Below are 20,985 nucleotides of genomic sequence, written 5' to 3'. Positions count from 1 at the left end.
GTAGCCATGACCGCACAATTCTGTAAGCGCCGTACAGGCGCGTGGGGAGGTTGAACGTGAGACATATAGTGGCCGCCGCCGCGGCCCTCGGCGCCATTTCCGGCGCAGCTTCGGCAGAGATCACCATCGCGCATGTCTACGGCAAGACGGGGCCGCTCGAAGCCTACGCCGCGCAGAGCCATCAGGGCCTGATGCTGGGTCTCGAGTACGCGACCGACGGGACGATGCAGATTCTGGGCGAGGACATCGTGGTCATCGAGAAGGACACGCAGCTCGACCCGGCTCAGGGCAAGGCGATGCTGGAGGAGGCATACGCCGACGACGGCGCCGACATCGCCGTCGGGCCGGTCAGCTCCGGCGTAGCGCTCGCGATGCTGCCGGTCGCGCGGGACTACGAGAAGATCCTGATCGTCGAACCCGCGGTCGCGGACTCCATCACTGGGACCGACTGGAACCGCTATGTATTCCGCACTGGGCGCAATTCCTCTCAGGATGCGATCTCGAATGCCGTGGCGCTCGGCGGCGAGGACGTCAAGGTGGCGACGCTGGCGCAGGACTACGCCTTCGGCCGCGACGGGGTGGCGGCGTTCCGCACCGCGCTCGAGGCGACAGGCGGCGAGGTCGTCCACGAGGAGTACGTTCCGACCGACACCACGGACTTCACTGCCGCGGCGGAGCGCATCTTCAACGCGATGGACGGCGTGGAAGGCGAGAAGAAGCTTTTCATCATCTGGGCCGGCGGCAACAACCCGATGACCAAGATCAACGCGATGGAGCCCTCGCGCCACGGCATCGAGATTGCCACCGGCGGCAACATCCTGGCGGCGCTCACCGCCTACAGGGAGCTGCCGGGAATGGAGGGCGCGACCTACTATTACTACGAGATCCCGGACAACGCGGTGAACGACTGGCTGGTCGAGCAGCACCAGGAGCGCTTCGGAACCCCGCCCGACTTCTTCACCGCCGGCGGCATGGCGGCGGGCATCGCCATCGTGGAGGCGCTGGAGAAGGCCGGGTCGACCGACACCGAGGAGCTGATCGTGGCCATGGAAGGCATGGAGTGGGAGACGCCCAAAGGCACGATGCGCTTCCGGCCGGAGGACCACCAGGCGCTCCAGTCGATGTACCACTTCCGCACGGAGGTGCAGGAGGGCAAGGATTACGGGGTCCCGGTGCTGGTCCGCGAGCTGGGGATCGAGGACATGGACATCCCGATCCAGAACCAGTGAGGGAGCGGGGGCGTTTCAACGCCCCCCTTCGCCGCATGTCCCAGCCCCTCCTCGAGACCCGCGACCTGACGGTCCGCTTCGGCGGCCACGTCGCCGTAGACAGCGTCAGCTGCGGCTTTCGCGCCGGCGAGCTGACGGCCATCGTCGGGCCGAACGGGGCGGGCAAGACCACCTATTTCAACCTGATCTCCGGCCAGGTCCGGGCGACGGCGGGCCGCGTCCTGCTGGCGGGGCAAGACATCACCCGCGCCGGCGCCGCAGAGCGGACGGCCCGCGGCATCGGCCGCGCGTTCCAGCTCACCAACCTCTTTCCCGACCTCACGGTGCTCGAGAACGTGCGCCTCGCGGTGCAGGCCCGGCGAGGCTGCGGCTTCACGCTGCTGCGGAGGGCGGCCGACCTCTCTGGCCTCGCGGCCGCGGCGCGCAACATCGTCACGCGGGTGCGGCTCGACCGGGTGGAGACGGCGCGGGTCAGCGAACTCTCCCACGGCGACCAGCGCAAGCTGGAGGTCGCGATGCTGATCGCGCTCGATCCCGCCGTCTACATGTTCGACGAGCCCACGGCCGGCATGAGCATGGACGAGGCGCCGCGCGTGCTGGACCTGATCGCCGCGCTCCAGGCCGACCGCACCCGCTGCATCCTGCTGGTGGAGCACAAGCTCGACGTGATCCGCACGCTGGCCGACCGGATCGTGGTGCTGCACAACGGTCGGGTTGCCGCGGACGGGCCGCCGGCCGAGGTCATGGAGTCGGACGTGGTCCAGGAGGCCTACATGGGCCGGGGGCTGGACGTTGCCTGAGCCGATCCTGTCCCTCTCCGGCGTCTGCACCGACATCGCGCAGTATCGCATCCTGCACGGCGTCGACCTCGAGGTGGCGCGCGGCGGCGTCACGATGCTGCTCGGCCGCAACGGCGTCGGCAAAACGACGACCCTGCGCACGATCATGGGACACTGGCGGGCGCGGGCGGGAACGATCCGGCTCCACGGCCGGGACATCATCGCCGCGCCGACCGCCGCCATCGCCCGCGCCGGCGTCGGCTATGTGCCGGAGGGGATGGGCATCTTCTCGGACCTGACGGTGGAGGAGAACATGGTGCTCGCCGCCGTCTCCGGGCCGCTCGACCGGATGCGGCTGGAGCGGATCTTCGAGGCGTTCCCGCCGCTCCGCACCTTCTGGCGCTCGCCCGCAGGCACGCTGTCGGGCGGACAGAAGCAGATGCTCTCCATCGCCCGCGCCATGGCCGAAGAGCGGCGCCTCTACCTGATCGACGAGCCGACCAAGGGCCTCGCGCCCGCCATCGTCTCGACCATGGCGGCGGCGCTGCGCAACCTGAAGCGGCAGGGGGCGAGCATCCTGATGGTCGAGCAGAACTTCGCCGTCGCCCGCGCTCTCGGCGACACGGCGGCCGTCATGGATGATGGCCGCGTCGTCTGGACCGGTGCGATGGCCGACCTCGCAGGCGACACGGCGCTGCAGGAGCGCCTGATGGGCCTGAGAATGGAGGGTGCGTGAATATCGACCGGATCAGGGCGACCCTGACGGAGAAGTCCGAGCAGGAGAGGGCGCGGATGCGCCGAAATGCCGGATGCTGGCGCGACGGCGGCAGCGATGCGCAGCGCCAGGCTGCGGAGCGGCTGATCGTGGCGCTGGACGACGCCGTGCCCGCGCCGGCCGCCAGCGTATACGAGGCGCTAGAACCGGAGGAGCGGATCGCGCGCGTCACCGCCGCCTTCCGTGGCCGGCCGCCGTCGGAGACTGATCTGCGCTTCATCCAGGCGCTGTTCCGGCACCCGGACGACTCGTCGTCCACTCTGTCGAGGGTCTGTGGGTGGGACGGCCAAGCCTGGCACACGCACTTCGGCAAGATGTGCCATGAGCGGGGCGACTACCTCTGGCCGGTGGAGATGCGTCGCGACGGCACGCCGTTCTGGTCGGGGCTCCTCGCCGATTGGGACGATGAAGCGAAGACGTGGCGCATGAAGGACGATGTGCGGGTCGCGTTCGAGGGAATGGATCTGGTCGGCGTCGGAAGCGCCGCGTGAGCGAGGCCGCGGATCGCGCCGGCGTCGTCAGGCGGCTGCCGTTGGCCGACCGACTCTCGCGTCTGGCGCCGGTGCTACTGGTGCCGGTTCTGGTGCTGGTGGGATTGGCGGCGATTTCGTCGACCTCGTCCTGGCTCACGCTGACAGTTTCGGGACTGGCGATGGGGATGATGATCTTTATCATGGCGTCGGGGCTGACGCTGGTCTTCGGGCTGATGGACGTCATCAACTTCGGCCACGGGGCCTTCATCTCCGTCGGCGCGTTCGTCGGCGTCAGCCTGCTCATGGCGCTGGGGGAGATGACGGGCGCGCCGTCGCTGGCGCTGAACCTCGTGGCTCTGTTCCTCGCCGTGCTGGCGGCGATGGCGGCGACGGCCGTCATGGGCTGGGCGTTCGAGCGGGTGATCGTCCGGCCGGTCTACGGCGCGCACCTCAAGCAGATCCTCGTCACTGTGGGCGGCCTGATCGTGGTCGAGCAACTCATCGCCGTGATCTGGGGACCCGAAGAAATCTATCTGACGCGGCCGGAGATGCTCAAGGGCGCGGTAACCTTCGCCGGCGCCGCGCTCGAGCGCTACCGGCTGGTCGCGGTGGCGGTGGGTTTGGTGCTGTTCCTCGCGATGCGGTGGGTGCTGCGCCGCACGCGCATCGGGCTCATCGTCCGGGCGGGCGTGGAGGACGGCGAGATGGTGCAGGCGCTGGGCTATCGCCTGCGGCTGGTCTTTGTGGTGGTCTTCGTCGCGGGTTCTGCGCTGGCCGGGCTCGGTGGCGTGATGTGGGGACTCTATCAGGAGGTAGTGACGGCTGGCATGGGCGAGGAGATGATGATCCTCGTCTTCATCGTGGTCATCATTGGCGGGCTCGGCTCGGTCGAGGGGTGCTTCATCGGCGCCCTGCTCGTGGGTCTGATGCAGAACTACGTGGCCTTCCTCGAGCCGAAGCTCGCGCTGATGTCGAACATCGGCCTGCTGGTCGTCATCCTTATGTGGCGGCCGCAGGGCATGATGCCGGTGGTGAAGGCGAAATGATCGTTCACCTGCTCGCAGGCGACCGGCCGCGCAGTGCCGCACTGGCGCTGATCCTGACGGCGATCCTCGTCTCGCTCGCCTTCGCGCCGTTCTTGTTTCCCGGCACGCGCTCGCTGGAGACGGCGGCGCGGATCTGCATCTTCATCGTGCTGGTGGCGAGCTACGACCTGCTGCTCGGCTACACCGGCATCGTCAGCTTCGCCCACACCATGTTCTTCGGCCTCGGCGCCTACGGCGTTGCGCTGGGCTGCGAGCACATTGGCCGCAGCTTCCCGGCCCTCGGCGCCGGCGCGCTGGCGGGCGCATTCGCCGCGGTCGCGCTGGCTCTGGTGATCGGGCTATTCTCGCTCAGGGTCCGGGCAATCTTCTTCGCGATGATCACGCTAGCTGTGGCCTCGGCCTTCGCGGTGCTGGTCAGTCAGTTCTCAGGGCTCACCGGCGGCGAGGACGGGCTCAACTACTCCATTCCGCGGGCGCTGACGCCGGCGCTCACGATTGTGGAGGGCGAGCTCTTCGGTACGCGGCTGAACGGCAAGCTCCTGAACTACTACCTCGTTTTCTTCTCTGCGCTCATTTTATTCCTGCTCCTCCTGCGCATCGTGAACTCGCCCTTCGGCAGCGTGCTTAAGGCGATCCGCGAGAACGACTTCCGCGCCGAGGCGGTCGGCTACCGGGTGGTGCGCTATCGGATCGCCGCAACCTGCATCTCGGCCGCGGCGGCCTCCCTCGCCGGCAGCCTCTTCGCCATCTGGCTGCGCTACGTCGGGCCGGACACGGTGCTGAGCTTCGAGATCATGCTCGACATCCTGCTGATGGTCGTCATCGGCGGAATGGGCACGATGTATGGTGCGGTAATCGGCGCGACTCTCTTCGTACTGGCGCAGAACTACCTTCAGACACTGATGAGCGGAGCGTCCGAGGCGACGGCAGGATTGTTCCTGCTGCCCGATCTCCTGAATTCGGACCGCTGGCTGCTGTGGTTGGGGGTGCTCTTCATCCTCAGCGTCTACTTTTTTCCCGACGGCGTCGTCGGGAGGCTACGCAGAAGCCGCTAGGCTAGCGCACCGGCGCCTATGTGGGGCAGAATCGGCGCGCGCCTGCGAAACGCGGTTGAAAGAAAGCGACGCTCTGTTTTGATGGGTTGCGTGCCGAGGCGCACTGGCAACAGGAAGCGGTTGCCAATGCGTCACCTTGGCCCGATCCGCCACTGGAGGCGGCGCTTCTTGTAGGTGAGGTTCATGTGGTAGAGCGCAAGACAAAGGTTCTGATCGTCGAGGACGAGATCATCGTTGGGCTCGATCTCGCCGACGTGCTCAAGGACGAAGGTTTCGAGACCTACGGTCCGTACCGCTCGACAGGGGGCGCAATTGAGGCTTTCGAGGAGGTGGCGCCGGAGATCGGCGTTTTCGACATCAATCTCGGCGCCGACGGTACGAGCCACGAGATCGCGGAACGCTTCCAGCGCGACGGCAAGCCGTTTGTCTTCCTCACCGGATATGGCGCCGCCGGCAACGAGGTGATGTCACGCTTTCCCAATGCCCGCAGCCTGACGAAGCCGGTCGACCCGCGGGCTGTGGCCAGCCTCCTGCGTAGCGTCCTCGGCTGAACCTACCGCCGCTCGCCGTCCACGCGGAACCAGCGAAAGCCATAGGGCTCCAGCTCGATCGGCTGGTCCGCCGGGACCGTGTCTGGAGTGTCACATTCGAGCAGGCGGGCGAGGAACCTCGCATCTCGCAGCGTCACCCGCACCTGCAGCCGTTCAGCCGAGAAATTGTGGAGGGTGAGCACGCGATTGTCCCGCCAGTCCGCGATCATGGCCAGGACAGCGTCGGAGCCAACGTCGATGGCCTGCGTTTCCCCCCATCCAATCTCGGGGCAGGCGCGGCGCACCCGGATCAGTCGCTGGATCCGGCCCATCAGCGAATCGGGTCGGTCCCGCTGCGCCACCACATTGACACGTTCGAATGAGAACGGCCCCTCGTCGACCACCGGCCGAACGAGGTCGCTCTTGCTTTCGCAGCGCGAGAAGCCGGCGTGCGGCTCGTTCGCCCACTGCATCGGCGTGCGCACTGCACTGCGCTCCGGCTGCGACAGGTCCTCGCCCATGCCGATTTCGTCGCCGTACCATAGGACCGGCGTTCCGGGCAGCGCCAGGAGCAGCGAGTGCAGCATTGCCAGCCGCGTCTCGTCGCCGCCCATCATGGGGGCGAGTCGGCGCCGCAGTCCCCGCTCGTAGATCTGCATGTCGGGATCGGATCCCAGCGCGTCGAAGACCTCCTGTCGTTCGTCGTCCTCGAGCTTGTCGAGCGACAATTCGTCGTGGTTCCGAAGGAAGTTCGCCCACTGCGCGCCGTGCGACATCTCGCTCGGTCGGCGCTTCAGCGCTTCGATGACCGGAAGGGCGCTGCCGCGCACGATGCCGAGGTAGATCTGCTGGTTGAGCGGAAAGTCGAAGACCATGTGCATCCGGTCTTCGGCGCCGATCTGCTGTCCGCCGAAGTAGGCTCCGACGGTGTCATACGTGACATTGGCCTCTGCCAGCATGATTGCCCCGGCGCGCCGCCAGGAGAGGAAGTCCCGCATCTCGGTCAGCAGGAGCAGCGGCTCGCGATCGGGCTTCTCTTTCAGCCCCATGTACTCGACGAGGAACGGCACCGCGTCGATGCGGAAGCCGTAGACGCCAAGCTCCAGCCAGAAGCCCATGATCCGCTGGATCTCCTCGCGCACCTTCGGGTTCGCGATGTTGAGGTCGGCCTGGTGCGCGTAGAAGCGGTGCAGGTACCACGCCTCGGCCCGCTCGCTGTAGGTCCAAACCGCATCCTGAACCCCCGGGAAGATGATGCCCTCGTGGATGTCTTCCGGCTTTTCCTTCGACCAGACGTACCAGTCGCGATAGGGCGAGTCCTCGGACTCGCAGGCCGAGCGGAACCAGGGATGATCGGTCGAGGTGTGGTTCACCACGAGGTCGACGATCACCTTCATGCCCCGATCCGCCGCGGCGCGCGAGAAGTCGACGAAATGCCCCAGATGACCGAGGCGCGGGTCTACACCGTAGAAGTCCGTGATGTCGTAACCGTTGTCGCGGTTGGGCGTCGGGTAGAACGGGTTCAACCAGATGACATTGACGCCCAGCGCCTCGAGATGGTCGAGCCGGTGTGTCAGCCCTTCGAAGTCACCCACGCCGTCGCCATTCGCGTCCATGAATGTTTCGACGTCTAGGCAGTAGATGATCGCGTTCTTGTACCAGAGATCCAGCATCACGCTTACTCGGCCAATTGGGCGATGATCTTGTCCGGAGTCGCAGGATAGTCGCGCACCCGCACGCCGCAGGCGTTGTAGATGGCGTTGATGACCGCCGCGCCCGCGCCCGAGATGCCGAGTTCGCCGATGCCCTTCGACTGGATCGGGCTGGCATGATCGTCGCGCTCTTCCAAGAACGTCACGTCGAGATCCGGCACGTCCATGTTTACGGGGATGTGGTACTCGGCCAAGTCGCGGTTGACGATGTGCCCGTCGCGCGGGTCGTGTGCGATCTCCTCCGTCAGCGCCGAGCCGATGCCCCAGATCATCCCGCCGTGACACTGCGAGCGGGCGGTCTTCTCGTTGAGAATTCGGCCGGCGGCGAATACGCCCAGCATCCGGCGCACCCGCACCTCGCCAGTGACAGCGCTCACCGCCACCTCGACGAAGTGCGCGCCGTACGATGCCTGGCTGACCTCCTTCGCCGTCTCGCCCGGCTCGATGTGCCCCTCGACTTCGATCGAGCCCTCCGCCAGCAGGTCCCGCAGCGTCTCGCGCCGGTTCCCACCAGTCGCCACGCCGTCCTGCAGCGTCAGCGCCTCGGCGCCGCAGCCGATCCGCCGCGCGAGCGTCTCGCGGATGCCGCGGCAGGCCAGGAAGACTGAAGAGCCGGAGGACGAGGCACCCCAGGAGCCGCCGGAGCCAGCGGCGGGCGGCAGGTCGGTGTCGCCCAGCCGCACCTCCACGCTCTCGACCGGCAGGCCAAGCATCTCGGCCGCGAGCTGCGACAGGACGGAGTAGGTGCCGGTGCCGATGTCGGTCATGTCCGTTTCGACGAGGGCCGTGGCGTCCTCGCGCAAGGTGACGCGGGCGCGCGAATCCGACAGTATGTTTGGCCGCGCCGCCGCTGCGACGCCTATGCCGATCAGCCATTCGCCTTCGCGCCGCTGACCGGGCCGGAGATCGCGCTGCCCCCAGCCGAAACGCCTGGCGCCCTCGTCGAGGCACTCTGCAAGCGAGCGGGCGGAGTAGGGGATACCGTTTTCGGGGTGCGTATCGGGAATGTTGCGTTTGCGCAGCTCGATCGGGTCGATGCCCGCTGCCTCGGCCAGCTCGTCCATCGCCGCCTCGAGCGCCAGCATTCCCACTGCCTCGCCCGGTGCACGGACGGAGCCGGCGCAGGTACGGTGGACGCGCGCAATCTCGTTCTCGTGCCGCCGGTTCTCGCCACGATAGAGAAAGTGCGTCGCCTGCTGCACCGGCTCGCTGAAGCTCTCGCCAGGCAAGTTCGAGACCCGCGCGTCATGCTCCAGCGCCGTCAGCACGCCGTCCGCATCGACCGCGAGGCGCAGGCGCTGCCGGGTCTCGCTGCGGCGCATGGTCCCCTCGAACACCTGCTGGCGCGACATCACCACCCGGACCGGCCGCCCCAGCTCCCGTGCCGCCAGCGCCGCCGACACCGCCTCGGGCGCGATCCCGAGCTTCGAGCCGAAGCCGCCGCCGACATAGGGCGACAGGATCCGGACATTTTCCGGCGCGACGCCAATGGCATCCGCAAGTTCCTTCTTGTTGTACTTCAACATCTGGTACGAGCCGCGCAGGATCAGCCGGTCGCCCTGCCACTCGGCGACCGAGGCGTGCGGCTCCATCGGCGCGCTGCTGTGCGGCGGGGTGGTGTAGACGACGTCGACGCTCGCCGCCGCCGCCTGCATCGCGCCATCGACATCGCCCTGATCGAGCTGCTTCTTGTCGGGCCGGTCGACCTGCGCCGCGTGTTCGGGGTGCGTATCCGCCGGCTCGCCGGCGAAGGTCGGCCTGAGCTGCTGCGCCGCGTGCCGCGCCTGTTCGAACGTCTCGGCCACGACGAGCGCGACCGGCTGCCCGAGATAGGCCACCTCGGAGGCACCCTGCACCGGGGCCTTGCCCGCGCCTCCCTGCGCGGGATTGCGCAGGAACCGCTCGCCCGTGAAGACGCCAAGGATGCCGGGCATCCCCCGGACCGCCTCGTCGTTCAGCGACGTCATGCGCCCGTGGGTAATCGTCGCCCGCACCAGCACGCCCGTCGCCATGTTCGGCAGCTGGTATTCCGCCGAGTAGGCGGCGCGGCCGGAAACCTTGAGCGGCCCCTCCGGCCGGTCCAGCGGCCGGCCGAGCGTCCCCTGCGCCGTCTCGTCGAGAACCCGCTTCTGCGGCGCGTCCATCTTGAGGTGCTTGTTCATGCCGGCGCCTCCGTGCGCGTGACCTCGCGGAGGACCGCCTTGAGCGTCCGCCGGGCGAGGGGAATCTTGAAGTCGTTGCTGCCCTGGCCTTGGGCGTCGCGCAGCAGGATATCGGAGGCACAGTCGAAGAGCGCGTCCGACGGCTCCTGACCCTCGAGTGCGCGCTCCACCTCGCCGTCGCGCCAGGGCATCGGTCCGAGGCCGCCGAAGGCCAGCCGTGCCTCGCGGATCCGCGCGCCGTCCATCGCCACGACGGCGGCAACGGAGACGAGCGCGAACGCATAGGAGGAGCGGTCGCGCACCTTGCGATATACCTGCGTCGCTGCGGTGGGCGGCGGTGGCAGGATGACGGCGGTGATGATCTCGCCCTCCGCGAGCGACGTCTCGATGTGCGGCGTGTCGCCGGGCAGGCGGTAGAGCGCATCGAGGCCCATCCGGCGTGTGCCACCCGAACCCTGCACCTCCACCTCGGCGTCGAGGGCCCGCATGGCGACCGCCATGTCGCTGGGGTGAGTCGCGATACACTTGTCGCTCGCCCCGAGGATCGCGTGGATGCGGTTGAAGCCGGTCCTCGCGTGGCACCCCGACCCCGGCTCGCGCTTGTTGCAGGGCATGGCGGTGTCATAGAAGTAGTAGCACCGCGTCCGCTGCAGAAGGTTGCCGCCGGTGGTGGCCTTGTTTCTCAGCTGCCCTGTGGCGCCCGCGAGCAGCGCGCGCGACAGCACCGGCCAGTTGCGCCGCACGTCCGGATTTGCCGCAAGATCGCTGTTCGTGACCAGCGCGCCTATGCGCAATCCGCCCCCCGACGTCCGTTCGGTGTTGTGCAGGTCCAAACGTGTTATGTCGACCAGCCGCTCAGGCGCCATGACCTCCAGCTTCATCAGGTCGAGCAGGTTGGTGCCGCCCGCTATCACCGTCGCACCATTTCCTTTTGCCTCGGTCGCTGCCTGCAGATCCTCGGCGCGCATGTAGTCAAACGGCCTCATTCCGAAACCTCACCCGCGGTCTCCCGGATCGCTCGCACGATGCCGGGATAGGCTGAGCAGCGGCAGAGGTTGCCGCTCATCCGCTCGGCCACCTCCTCGCGGCTGAGCGGAACGTCGCCTTCAAGCGAGGCGCTGACGTGGCTGGGCCAGCCCTGCGAAACCTCGTCCAGCATTCCGGTCGCCGACATGATCTGACCCGGCGTGCAATAGCCGCACTGATACCCGTCGTGGCGCACGAACGCTTCCTGCATCGGGTTCAGCCGCCCCGGCTCGCCCAACCCTTCGATGGTCGTGATCTCGTCGCCGTCGTGCATCACGGCCAGCGTCAGGCACGAATTGATCCGCCGGCCGTTCAGGATGATCGTACACGCGCCGCACTGGCCGTGGTCGCACCCCTTCTTGGTGCCGGTCAGGTCAAGGTGGTGGCGCAGCGCGTCGAGCAGGCTGGTGCGCGGGTCGACATCCAGCGTCCAACTCTCGCCGTTGATCTTGAGGGTGGTCTGCATCGGGGCCTCCTTCTCATGGCATGACGCCCGAGGCTCCCGGCGGTTCCAGTCAATGTTTGGCGGTGGCAGGCCTGCGAGCGCGAACGTCCTGAAGCGTGTCCTGCAGGAGGCGATGGAGCTCCTCTCCCGGCAGGCCCTTGGCGCTCATGTCCGCGATCCACTGCGTACGTATGGGTGCGGCCATCTCCAGCAGGCGGCCTACATCCGTGCTCGACAGCGTGACCTGCTGGACGGCGTTCTCCTCCAGCAGGCTCTCCCACTGGACCATGAACTCCTCGTAGCTCGACAGGTAGTGCGCCAGCGCTTCCTCGATCGCGCCGTCCAGCGCCTCGTGGTGCTTTTCCGGCAAGACCTCCAAGGCGGCCGTGCTGACCGCGACGGGGCAGTTCACGGTGCCGAGGGGCAGGTTCGCGGTCCACCAGTCGCCGAGGTCGAGGGAGCGGAACGCCAGGTGCGCATGGGGCGCCAGTGCCACGGCGCTTATCACGCCGTCTTCGAGCGCCGCATGTGTCTGCGAGGCGGTGATCGGGACCGGCAGCGCCCCGATAGCCTGCAATGTTCGCCCGAGCCCGCCGGTCATGCCGATCCTCAGACCCTCGAAGTCCTCGAGGGAGCGCGGCGGATCGCCCCGCCCGGCAATGCCGTGCTGCGGCGTCGGCGACGGCAGGAGGATCCGCGCGCCCCAGCGCTCGAGGTCCGCCTGCGCCGAAGGATGAGCGTAAACCGCTTCGCTCACCGCGAGCTCCTCCTCGAGGGTCTGGACGTCAAGGAACGGCAGCTCCAGAACGGTCAGCGACGGCGTCTTGTCGGGATGATAGCCGGCGCAGAACTGCGCCATCTCGAACGCGCCCAGCCTCAGCCCGTCGAGGTTTTCGGTGTCCTTGGAAAGGCCGCCGTAGTTGATCCGGAGCGTGAAGTCGCCATCGGTCTTTTCGTCCAGCAGCTCGGCCAGTCTGTGCACGTGCTCCGTCAGCGGCCTGCGTTCGCCCCAGAGCGAGACGTCCCACTCGGTGGTTTCGGCCGCCGCACTTCCGATCGCGAGGCAGGTGGCAAGGGCTGCGCTGGCCAGCACCGATTTCATCGCTTTCCTCCGTCCGAAGTGCCTCGGCCACGACGTTAGCGACCCCTGTGCCGCTGTGCCAGCAACCCGCTTGGCAACAATTCGCGAGCGTGAGAGCGTGCCGCGATGGAGGCGGCAATGACGGCACCGACAAACCCGCTCAAGCAGGCGCTGGAGGAGCGAAGGCTGCAGATCGGCCTCTGGCTCGCCATGGCCAGCCCAGTGGCCGCCGAGATCGCCGCGCATGCGGGTTTCGACTGGTGCCTGATCGACGCCGAGCACGGGCCGAACGAACTGACCTCGATCCTGTCGCAGCTCCACGCGATGAACGGCGCGCCAGCGCATCCGGTGGTGCGCGTGCCGATCGGCGAGGCGCGGATCCTGAAGCAGGTCCTGGACCTCGGCGTGCAGAGCCTCCTCGTCCCGATGGTCGACACGTCGGAGGAGGCCGCGCGCATGGTGCGGGCGGTCCGCTACCCGCCGCGCGGCGTCCGAGGCGTCGGAGCCGGCCTCGCCCGCGCGTCGGGTTATTCGCGGTTGGCCGAGTATGCAGTAACGGCGGACGCGCAGGTCTGCCTGCTGGTACAGGCCGAGTCGCGGCGTGCGATCGAGAACATCGACGCGATCGCCGCGACCGAAGGCGTCGACGGCGTCTTCATCGGGCCCGCCGACCTTTCCGCCGACATGGGCCACCCGAACCGCCCCGACGCGCCGGAGGTGGTCGAGGCAATCGACCACGCGATCTCTCGCATCCGTGCGGCGGACAAGGCCGCCGGCATCGTCACCTTCGAGCCGGAGCGGATTGGCGATTACGCGCGGCAAGGCGTCACATTCCTCGGCGTCGGAGGCGACACGATTGCCCTGGCGCGGGCGCTGGCCGGTCTGGCGGCTATTGCGCGCGAGGCGGCGGGCAGCGGCTGAGGCCCGGTGCCTTTCCGTCCCGCCGTCGTTGTGCCATAGCGGCGGCGACGCTGAGACGGAGGCCGATGATGGACGTGCGTGAGGCACTCACCTTCGACGACGTGCTGCTGGTGCCCGCGGCATCTTCGGTGCTGCCGTCGACCGCCGACACCCGGACCCGGCTGACGCGGGACGTGATGCTCAACATCCCGCTCGTCTCCGCGGCAATGGACACCGTGACCGAGAGCCGGATGGCCATCGCGATGGCGCAGTCGGGCGGCATGGGGGTGCTGCACCGCAACCTCGAGGTCGAGGCGCAGGCGGCCGAGGTGCGGCGCGTGAAGCGCTTCGAGAGCGGAATCGTCTACGAGCCCGTCACGCTGCGCCCGGACCAGACGCTGGCCGACGCCAAGTTGCTCCAGGAGCGCTACAACATCACCGGCTTCCCCGTGGTGGACGAGGACGGGAGGCTGGTCGGTATCGTCACCAATCGCGACATGCGCTTCGCCGAGAACGACCGCACCCCTGTTCGCGCGATGATGACGTCCGACAATCTCGCCGTGCTGACCGAGCCCGCCGACCTGGACGAGGCGCGCAGCCTGATGCGGGCGCGGCGGATCGAGAAGCTGCTCGTTACCGACGGGCAGGGCAAGCTGACGGGCCTCCTCACGCTCAAGGACAGTGAGCAGGCGGTCCTGAACCCGCAGGCGTGCAAGGACCGGCTGGGTCGGCTGCGCGTCGCGGCGGCGACGACGGTGGGGGACAAGGGGTTCGAGCGGTCGGAGGCGCTGATCGACGCGGGCGTCGACGTCATCGTAGTCGATACGGCCCACGGCCACAGCCAGGCGGTCGGGCTGGCGGTGGAGCGGATCAAGCGCCTTTCGAACCAGGTCCAGATCATCGCCGGCAACGTCGCGACGGGCGAGGCGACGCGGACACTGATCGGCTCTGGCGCCGACGCGGTCAAAGTGGGCATCGGCCCGGGCTCGATCTGCACCACGCGCGTGGTGGCGGGCGTGGGCGTGCCGCAGCTGACCGCAATCCGCGACTGCGCGGAGGCCGCGGCCGACGAGGTGCCGGTCATTGCCGACGGCGGCATCAAGTTTTCGGGCGATTTCGCCAAGGCGATCGCCGCGGGCGGCTCCTGCGCGATGGTGGGCAGCATGATCGCCGGCACCGACGAGAGCCCAGGCGAGCTGATCCTCTACCAGGGCCGATCCTTCAAGACCTACCGCGGCATGGGCAGCCTCGGAGCGATGGCGCGCGGATCTGCCGACCGCTACTTTCAGAGCGACGCGGCGGGCGACAAGCTGGTGCCCGAGGGGATCGAGGGGCAGGTGCCCTACAAGGGGTCCGTTGGCGCCGTCCTCCACCAGATGGTGGGCGGGCTGCGCGCGGCGATGGGCTACACGGGCTGCGCGACAATCGATGAGATGCGGTCGAAGTGCCGCTTCGTCCGGATCACGAACGCCGGTCTCAGCGAGAGCCATGTCCACGACGTGTCGATCACGCGCGAATCGCCGAACTATCGTACTGGCTGAGCGTTTTCAGGACGGCCAGAGCTGGAAAATCGCGCCCTCCATATCGCCGACGGGATCGAAAGCGGGGCGTGGCACTGCGGCGATGGCAGCCAGCGTTTCACGGTCCGCACCGTCCCGACGCAGGTCCCACTCCTGTCCCTCAGGATAAGCCCCGACGACGAGGAAGCCGTCCCTCGCCTCGACCAGGCAATGACCGGTGCCCGCCGGCAGGACCACGACGTCACCAGCCGCTAGCTCGGCCTCGCGCCCGCCGGGACCGCCCAGCATCACCCGCGCCGAACCGGCAGCCACCCCCAGCGCCTCGTGCGCGGTCGAGTGATAATGGTGGTAGTCGAAGATCCCGTTCCGCCATTGCGGCGGCCAACCGTTGCGCCGGAAGAGCGTCTCCAGCGCTTCGGCCGATGTCTCGAAAGGGGCGAGAACCCGTCGATAGTGCAGAACAGGCAGGCGCGGATTGTTCGGGATCGCGTCATTCGGCTCCAGCTTGAAGGATTCCGGGGTCATGGCGTCTCCTGTAGTGACCTCGGCGAGCTTGTTGCGACGACGCGGGCCGAGTCCAGGAGATTGAAATTGCGCTTCGCCGCGACATGTGCTGAGGCGCTTCCCGTGGCCGGCGAGAGCGCAGCCATCCGCTTTGCCTCGTCGGACTCGGACTGGGCATGAGTTGCTCCCGAACCGCGCCACGCCCGCTGGCCGCCGCCGCTGAGGATGACTATGCCGCAATCCGCGACGACCGAGACCCCAGCGCTTTCGTTCCAGGATGACGGCGGTGTCTCCCGCTCGAAGTGGGTCGCTGCCGCGCTGATCCTCGCGCTCCTCGGATGGATGGCGAGCGGCTTCGTCCTGCCCGGCGAGGAGCCGGACACCAAGACCTCCGTCGCCGACGCTCCGCGGGAAATCGCGGTGGCGGTGCGGGAGTCGCGCGCCGAACCGGTGACGCGCATCTTCTCCGCCGAGGGGCAGGCGCAGCCGGACCGGCTGTCCTCGATCCGAACGGAGGCGACGGGCGAGATCGCCGAGGTCGCGGCGCGCAAGGGCGAGGCCGTCGAGGCCGCCCAGATCATCGCTCGAGTCGACAACACGCAGCGGCAGGCGGAACTGGAGAGGGCGCAGGAGGAGCTGACGCGGGCCGAGCGAGACTTCCGCAACGCCGAGACGCTGCTCGAGCGCGGCGCCTCGACGCTCGACCGTATCGCCGAGACGCGCTCGGCGCTGGCCGCAGCGCGCGCTCAGGTGGCGGCGGCCGAGGAGGCGCTGGAAAACACCATCATCCGCGCGCCCTTCGCCGGAACGCTGGACGAGCTGACGATCGAGGTCGGCGAGTACGTCACCGCCGGCGAGGAGGTGGGCGAGATCGTGGACGGCGAGCCGCTGACGGTCGTGATCCAGGTGCCGCAGCAGTCGCTGTCGGCGCTGGAGGTGGGACAGGACGCGGAGGTATCGTTCATCACGGGGCAGGTGCGGCAGGGGGAGGTCGCTTATATTGGTGTGAACGCCGATGCCGAGACGCGCACGTTCCGCGCCGAGATCGTGGTCCCGAACCAGGAAGATCCGGTTCCGAGCGGCGTCAGCGCCGAGGTGCGCATTCCTGTGGGCGAGACCGTGGCGCACTTTCTCTCGCCCGCGGTGCTGTCGCTCGGCTCCGACGGCGCGCTGGGCGTCAAGACGGTCGATGACGGAAACCGGGTGGAGTTCCACGAGGTCGAGATCGTGCGTGCCCAGACCGACGGCATCTGGATCTCCGGGCTGCCGGACGAGGTGCGGATCATCACCATCGGTCAGGGATTCGTGAGTGCGGGCGAGGCGGTGGCGCCGCGCACGGAAGACGAGGTCGCGACACTCGCCGCGACAGATGATCGGCGGGAGATGACCGAATGAGTGCCGTCATCGAGGCGGCCTTCTCGCGCGGGCGGTTCGTGGCGCTTGTCTTCGCGCTGATCATGGTCGTCGGAGCGGTCTCCTACGCGTTCATCCCGAAGGAGAGTTCGCCCGAAATCCCGATCCCTGTCATCTACGTCGTGACGACGCTCGACGGCATCTCGCCCGAGGATGCCGAGCGCCTGCTGGTGGAGCCAATCGAGACCGAACTCGCCTCGCTGACCGGCGTTGACGAGATGAGCGCGAGCGCGGGCGAGGGCTATGCCTCGGTCACGCTGGAGTTCGAGCCCGGCTTCGACGCCGACGAGGCCCTGACCGACGTGCGTGAGGCGGTGGACCGAGCCCGCCCGGAATTGCCCGACGACGCCTCGGAGCCCACGGTCAACGAGGTCAACACCGCGCTCTTCCCGATCCTGACCGCAATCCTCTCCGGTCCCGTGCCGGAGCGCGCCCTCAACAACCTTGCAAATGATCTCGGTGACCGGATCGAGGCGGTGCCGGGCGTGCTCGAGGTCGAGATCGGCGGCGAGCGGTCGGAGGTCATGGAGGTCCTGATCGACCCGACGGTCTTCGAGACATACAACCTCTCGTTCGACGAGCTGATCAGCCAGATAAACCGAAATAACCGCCTGATTGCAGCCGGCGCCATCGAGACCGAGGCGGGACGGCTGGTCCTGAAGGTCCCCGGCCTCATCGAGAATATTCAGGACGTGATGGAGCTGCCGGTCAAGGTGCGCGGCAACACGGTCGTGACCTTCGCCGACGTGGCGACGGTGCGGCGGACCTTCGAGGACCCGACGAGCTTCGCGCGGATCGACGGCCAGCCGGCGCTGGCGCTCGAGATCAAGAAGCGCGTCGGCGCGAACATCATCGAGACGGTGGCGGCGGTGAAGGACGTCGTCGACGAGGCGGATGAAACCTGGCCCGAGAGCGTGCGCATCACCTACCTGCAGGACGAGAGCGAGCAGGTCGAGACGATCCTCTCGGACCTCGAGTCGAACGTCATCGCGGCGATCATCCTGGTGATGATCGTCATCGTCTGGGCGTTGGGCTTCCGCTCGTCGGTGCTGGTCGGGCTGGCGATTCCAGGAGCTTTCCTCAGCGGCGTCGCGGCGCTCTGGGCGATGGGGTACACGATGAACATCGTCGTGCTCTTCTCGCTGATCCTGGTGGTGGGGATGCTGGTCGACGGCGCCATCGTCACGGTCGAGCTCGCCGACCGCAAGCTGCAGAAGGGGGCGAGCCCGCGCGACGCCTACGCCCATGCGGCCAAGCGCATGTCCTGGCCGATCATCGCCTCGACCGCGACCACGCTCAGCGTCTTCTTCCCGCTGCTCTTCTGGGAGGGGGTCGTCGGCGAGTTCATGAAGTTCCTGCCGATCACGGTGATCCTGACGCTCACGGCGTCGCTTTTCATGGCGCTGATCTTCATTCCGGTGCTCGGCGGGATCATTGGCAGGCGGCAGCCCCAGTCGGCGCGGCAGAAGGCGGCACTCGCGGCCGCCGAGCATGGCGACCCGCGCCACATCGGCGGCATGACGGGCGCCTATCTCCGCCTGCTCGAGCGCGCGATCCTCAGGCCGGTGACGACGCTGTTGCTGGCGGTCGCGCTGCTGCTCGGCGCCTTTGCGGCCTATGGCGAGCTTGGGCGAGGCCTCACCTTCTTCCCGGAGGTGGAGCCGGAGTTCATGCAGGTCACCGTCCGCGCGCGGGACAACTTCTCGATTTACGAGCGCGACGCCCTGGTACGTCAGGTCGAGCGGCGGCTGCTGGAGTATGGCGAGATCGCCAGCGTCTATGCTCGTTCGAGCGCCGACAGGCAGTCCGACGAGGAGGTCATCGGCACGATCCAGCTCGAACTGATGGAGTGGGACGAGCGCCGCACCGCCGACGAGATCGGCGAGGAGATCCGGCAGGAGATGGCCCAGATTCCCGGCATCGACGTGCAGGTGCAGACCCAGTCGGGCGGTCCGACGGAGGGAAAGCCGGTCAACCTGCAGATCATCTCGAACGACCGGCAGGCGCAGGAACAGGCGGTCGAGGCTGCGCTGGCGGCGATGCGCCGGATCGGAGGCTTCACCGACATCGCCGACACCCGGCCGTTGCCGGGCGTGGAGTGGCGCCTGGCGCTGGACCGGTCGGAGGCCGCGCGCTTCGGCGCCGACGTGACGCTGCTGGGGCAGGCGGTGCAGCTCCTGACGCAGGGCATCACCGTCGCGGACTACCGCCCCGGTGACGCGGAGGGGCCGGTCGATATCCGCGTCCGCTTCCCGAACGAGAACCGGACACTGCAGGAGCTGGAGAGCCTTCGCATCCCGACGTCGGCGGGCCTCGTCCCTATTTCCAACTTCGTCAGCTTCGAGCCGTCGCCCCGCACCGGCCGCATCCAGCGGATCGACCAGCGGCGGGTGCTGACGATCGAGGCGAACGTGGCGCCGGGCCTCCTGGTCAACGACCAGATCAACGCGCTCCGCAATGCGCTGGAGGCAACCGACCTGCCTGCCGGCGTCGACTGGTCATTCGCGGGTGAGGCGGAGGACCAGCAGGAGGCGATGCAGTTTCTCGCAGCCGCCTTCCTGTCTGCCATCGGACTGATGTTCGCGGTTCTGCTGATCCAGTTCAACAGCTTCTACCAGGCGCTGATCGTGATGTCGGCGATCATCTTCTCGGTCGCCGGCGTGCTCCTCGGGCTAATGGTGACGGGACGCCCCTTCGGCGTGGTCATGGGCGGCATCGGAGTCATCGCGCTCGCGGGGATCGTCGTGAACAACAACATCGTCTTGATCGACACCTACAATGACCTGCGCCGCACAGGGCAGTCGCCGCGCGAGGCGGCGCTGAGAACGGGTGCGCAGCGCCTGAGGCCCGTCGTGCTGACTTCGGTCACGACCGCACTCGGGCTCTTGCCGATGGTGATCGGCGTCAACATCGACTTCTTCGCCCGCACCATCGTCTACGGGGCGCCCTCGACTCAGTGGTGGACCGAGCTGTCGTCGGCCATCGCCGGCGGGCTGGTGATCGCGACGGTGATGACGCTGGTGGTGACGCCGGCGATGCTGATGCTGCGGGACGCGCCGAGGCGGCGGCGGTCAGGCGCGGCGGTGCCGGCGTGACACCGGAGGCGCGGGTCGCGGCGGCGATCGAGGTGCTGGATGCGATCCTCAAGGGCGCGCCCGCCGAGCGGGTTCTGACCAACTGGGCGCGAGGCAACCGTTTTGCCGGCTCGGGCGACCGCGCCGCCATCCGTGACCATGTCTATGACGCGCTGCGCCGGCGGCGCTCGCTGGCTGCATGGGGCGGGTCTGAGACCGGCAGGGGCCTGATGCTCGGTCACGTGCGCGCCACAGGACTCGATCCAGCGCAGGTCTTCGACGGCGCCCGCCATGCGCCGCCGCCGCTCGACGCCGAGGAGGCGCCGGCGCCGCACGGTCCCTGGCCGCGCGAAACCGAACTCGACTGCCCCGATTGGCTGCTGCCGCGCCTCGACGAGGCGCTAGGTCACCTGGCCGAGCCGGTCCTTCGGGCAATGCAGTCGCGCGCGCCGGTCCATCTGCGCGTCAACCTGCGGAAGGCGGACCAGGACGAGGCGCTGCGGGCGGTCGCGGCCGAGGGCATCGTCGCGCAGCCTCACGACCTGTCCCCGACGGCGCTCGAGGTGCTCGAGGGCGCGCGCCGCATCCGTAACTCGCGAAGCTATGGCGAGGGGCTGGTGGAAGTACAGGACGCCGCCTCGCAGGCCGTGGCGGACGCGGTGCCGGTCAAGCCCGGCGCTCGGGTGCTGGATCTCTGTGCGGGTGGCGGCGGCAAGACCCTCGCCCTCGCCGCGCGGCAGGATGCGGAGTGGCACGCGCACGACGCGTTTCCGCGGCGGATGGCCGACCTGCCGGAGCGCGCCCGCCGCGCCGGGGTTGTGGTCGCACTGCACGACCGGCCGCCGGTGCGCGACGTCTTCGACGTGGTGCTGGTGGACGCGCCTTGTTCGGGGTCGGGGACGTGGCGCCGAGATCCCGCGGCGAAGTGGTCGCTAACACCTCGGCGCCTGTCCGAACTGCGCCGCACGCAGACGGAGATCCTCGACCAAGCGGCGGAGCTGACGGCGGCGGACGGCACTCTCGCCTACGTCACCTGCTCGCTGCTGCGGGAGGAGGACGAAGAGCAGATCGCCGGCTTCCTTGAGCGCCACTCCGACTGGTCGCAGCAGGAGGCGCAGCGCCTCACGCCGCTGGACGGGGGCGACGGTTTCTTCCTGTCTATCATGCGGCGCGAGTTGAAGTAAGAAAACACAACTTGTACATGATTCAAGGTGGCGCGCTGCCGAGCGTTCTCGGTCGGCGAGGCGCGACACGTTCATCG

At 68.1% G+C, this 20,985-nt stretch carries 18 protein-coding genes; 12 read left to right on the top strand and 6 right to left on the bottom strand.

The genetic code is table 11. The annotated features are described in order from the left end of the window. Positions 1 to 56: 56 nt before the first annotated feature. From JM664_RS14655 to JM664_RS14625, 7 genes are all read left to right on the top strand, one after another. The gene (locus JM664_RS14655; RefSeq protein ID WP_227420664.1) at positions 57 to 1,229 is read left to right on the top strand and encodes a substrate-binding domain-containing protein; all 1,173 of its coding nucleotides are present in this window, start codon (positions 57 to 59) and stop codon (positions 1,227 to 1,229) included. Positions 1,230 to 1,264: 35 nt separating this feature from the next. After that, the gene (locus JM664_RS14650; protein WP_227420663.1) at positions 1,265 to 2,029 is read left to right on the top strand and encodes an ABC transporter ATP-binding protein; all 765 of its coding nucleotides are present in this window, start codon (positions 1,265 to 1,267) and stop codon (positions 2,027 to 2,029) included. Further along, on the top strand, positions 2,022 to 2,744 hold the full coding sequence (locus JM664_RS14645; RefSeq protein ID WP_227420662.1) for an ABC transporter ATP-binding protein: 723 nt from the start codon (positions 2,022 to 2,024) through the stop codon (positions 2,742 to 2,744). The genes JM664_RS14650 and JM664_RS14645 overlap by 8 nt, the downstream gene beginning before the upstream one ends. Continuing rightward, positions 2,741 to 3,274 carry a hypothetical protein gene (locus JM664_RS14640; RefSeq protein ID WP_227420661.1) on the top strand — a complete coding sequence of 178 codons (534 nt, stop codon included), beginning with the start codon at positions 2,741 to 2,743 and terminating at the stop codon, positions 3,272 to 3,274. Before JM664_RS14645 ends, JM664_RS14640 begins: the two co-directional genes overlap by 4 nt. Further along, a complete protein-coding gene (locus JM664_RS14635; RefSeq protein ID WP_227420660.1) occupies positions 3,271 to 4,302 on the top strand; it encodes a branched-chain amino acid ABC transporter permease in 1,032 nt (343 codons plus the stop codon). The genes JM664_RS14640 and JM664_RS14635 overlap by 4 nt, the downstream gene beginning before the upstream one ends. Further along, the gene (locus tag JM664_RS14630) at positions 4,299 to 5,357 is read left to right on the top strand and encodes a branched-chain amino acid ABC transporter permease (RefSeq protein ID WP_227420659.1); all 1,059 of its coding nucleotides are present in this window, start codon (positions 4,299 to 4,301) and stop codon (positions 5,355 to 5,357) included. Before JM664_RS14635 ends, JM664_RS14630 begins: the two co-directional genes overlap by 4 nt. 86 nt (positions 5,358 to 5,443) lie before the next feature. Continuing rightward, on the top strand, positions 5,444 to 5,908 hold the full coding sequence (locus JM664_RS14625; protein ID WP_227420658.1) for a response regulator: 465 nt from the start codon (positions 5,444 to 5,446) through the stop codon (positions 5,906 to 5,908). A 2-nt stretch (positions 5,909 to 5,910) separates the two neighbouring features. On the opposite strand, the gene JM664_RS14620 is transcribed toward JM664_RS14625, so the two are convergent. The 5 genes from JM664_RS14620 to dctP are packed head-to-tail and all read right to left on the bottom strand — an operon-like array spanning position 5,911 to position 12,334. Then, positions 5,911 to 7,560 carry an alpha-amylase family protein gene (locus JM664_RS14620; RefSeq protein WP_227420657.1) on the bottom strand — a complete coding sequence of 550 codons (1,650 nt, stop codon included), beginning with the start codon at positions 7,558 to 7,560 and terminating at the stop codon, positions 5,911 to 5,913. A gap of 5 nt (positions 7,561 to 7,565) precedes the next feature. Further along, complete coding sequence (locus tag JM664_RS14615; protein ID WP_227420656.1) at positions 7,566 to 9,761, bottom strand: xanthine dehydrogenase family protein molybdopterin-binding subunit; 2,196 nt, start codon at positions 9,759 to 9,761, stop codon at positions 7,566 to 7,568. Next, entirely contained in the window at positions 9,758 to 10,747 is a 990-nt protein-coding gene (locus JM664_RS14610; protein ID WP_227420655.1) for an FAD binding domain-containing protein, read from the bottom strand. The genes JM664_RS14615 and JM664_RS14610 overlap by 4 nt, the downstream gene beginning before the upstream one ends. Further along, positions 10,744 to 11,253 (bottom strand): 2Fe-2S iron-sulfur cluster-binding protein, encoded by a 510-nt coding sequence (locus tag JM664_RS14605; protein ID WP_227420654.1) that lies wholly within the window; start codon positions 11,251 to 11,253, stop codon positions 10,744 to 10,746. The genes JM664_RS14610 and JM664_RS14605 overlap by 4 nt, the downstream gene beginning before the upstream one ends. A 49-nt stretch (positions 11,254 to 11,302) precedes the next feature. Next, positions 11,303 to 12,334 (bottom strand): TRAP transporter substrate-binding protein DctP, encoded by a 1,032-nt coding sequence (gene dctP, locus JM664_RS14600; protein WP_227420653.1) that lies wholly within the window; start codon positions 12,332 to 12,334, stop codon positions 11,303 to 11,305. A 117-nt stretch (positions 12,335 to 12,451) separates the two neighbouring features. Between dctP and JM664_RS14595 the strand changes: the two genes are divergently transcribed. Beyond that, entirely contained in the window at positions 12,452 to 13,234 is a 783-nt protein-coding gene (locus JM664_RS14595) for an HpcH/HpaI aldolase family protein (RefSeq protein WP_227420652.1), read from the top strand. 68 nt (positions 13,235 to 13,302) lie between these two features. Then, the gene (guaB, locus tag JM664_RS14590; protein WP_227420651.1) at positions 13,303 to 14,754 is read left to right on the top strand and encodes an IMP dehydrogenase; all 1,452 of its coding nucleotides are present in this window, start codon (positions 13,303 to 13,305) and stop codon (positions 14,752 to 14,754) included. Positions 14,755 to 14,760: 6 nt separating this feature from the next. On the opposite strand, the gene JM664_RS14585 is transcribed toward guaB, so the two are convergent. Continuing rightward, entirely contained in the window at positions 14,761 to 15,258 is a 498-nt protein-coding gene (locus tag JM664_RS14585; RefSeq protein WP_227420650.1) for a cupin domain-containing protein, read from the bottom strand. A 204-nt stretch (positions 15,259 to 15,462) separates the two neighbouring features. Between JM664_RS14585 and JM664_RS14580 the strand changes: the two genes are divergently transcribed. Genes JM664_RS14580 through JM664_RS14570 form a run of 3 tightly spaced genes read left to right on the top strand, consistent with a single transcriptional unit; the run spans position 15,463 to position 20,908 of the window. Next, positions 15,463 to 16,632 (top strand): efflux RND transporter periplasmic adaptor subunit, encoded by a 1,170-nt coding sequence (locus tag JM664_RS14580; RefSeq protein WP_227420649.1) that lies wholly within the window; start codon positions 15,463 to 15,465, stop codon positions 16,630 to 16,632. Continuing rightward, the gene (locus JM664_RS14575) at positions 16,629 to 19,745 is read left to right on the top strand and encodes an efflux RND transporter permease subunit (RefSeq protein ID WP_227420648.1); all 3,117 of its coding nucleotides are present in this window, start codon (positions 16,629 to 16,631) and stop codon (positions 19,743 to 19,745) included. Before JM664_RS14580 ends, JM664_RS14575 begins: the two co-directional genes overlap by 4 nt. Next, on the top strand, positions 19,742 to 20,908 hold the full coding sequence (locus JM664_RS14570) for an RsmB/NOP family class I SAM-dependent RNA methyltransferase (protein WP_227420647.1): 1,167 nt from the start codon (positions 19,742 to 19,744) through the stop codon (positions 20,906 to 20,908). The genes JM664_RS14575 and JM664_RS14570 overlap by 4 nt, the downstream gene beginning before the upstream one ends. Positions 20,909 to 20,985: the final 77 nt, after the last annotated feature.

Source organism: Roseitranquillus sediminis (assembly GCF_016918935.1).
GTDB lineage: Bacteria > Pseudomonadota > Alphaproteobacteria > Rhodobacterales > Rhodobacteraceae > Roseitranquillus > Roseitranquillus sediminis.
This window is presented reverse-complemented; position numbering and strand designations above follow the sequence as displayed.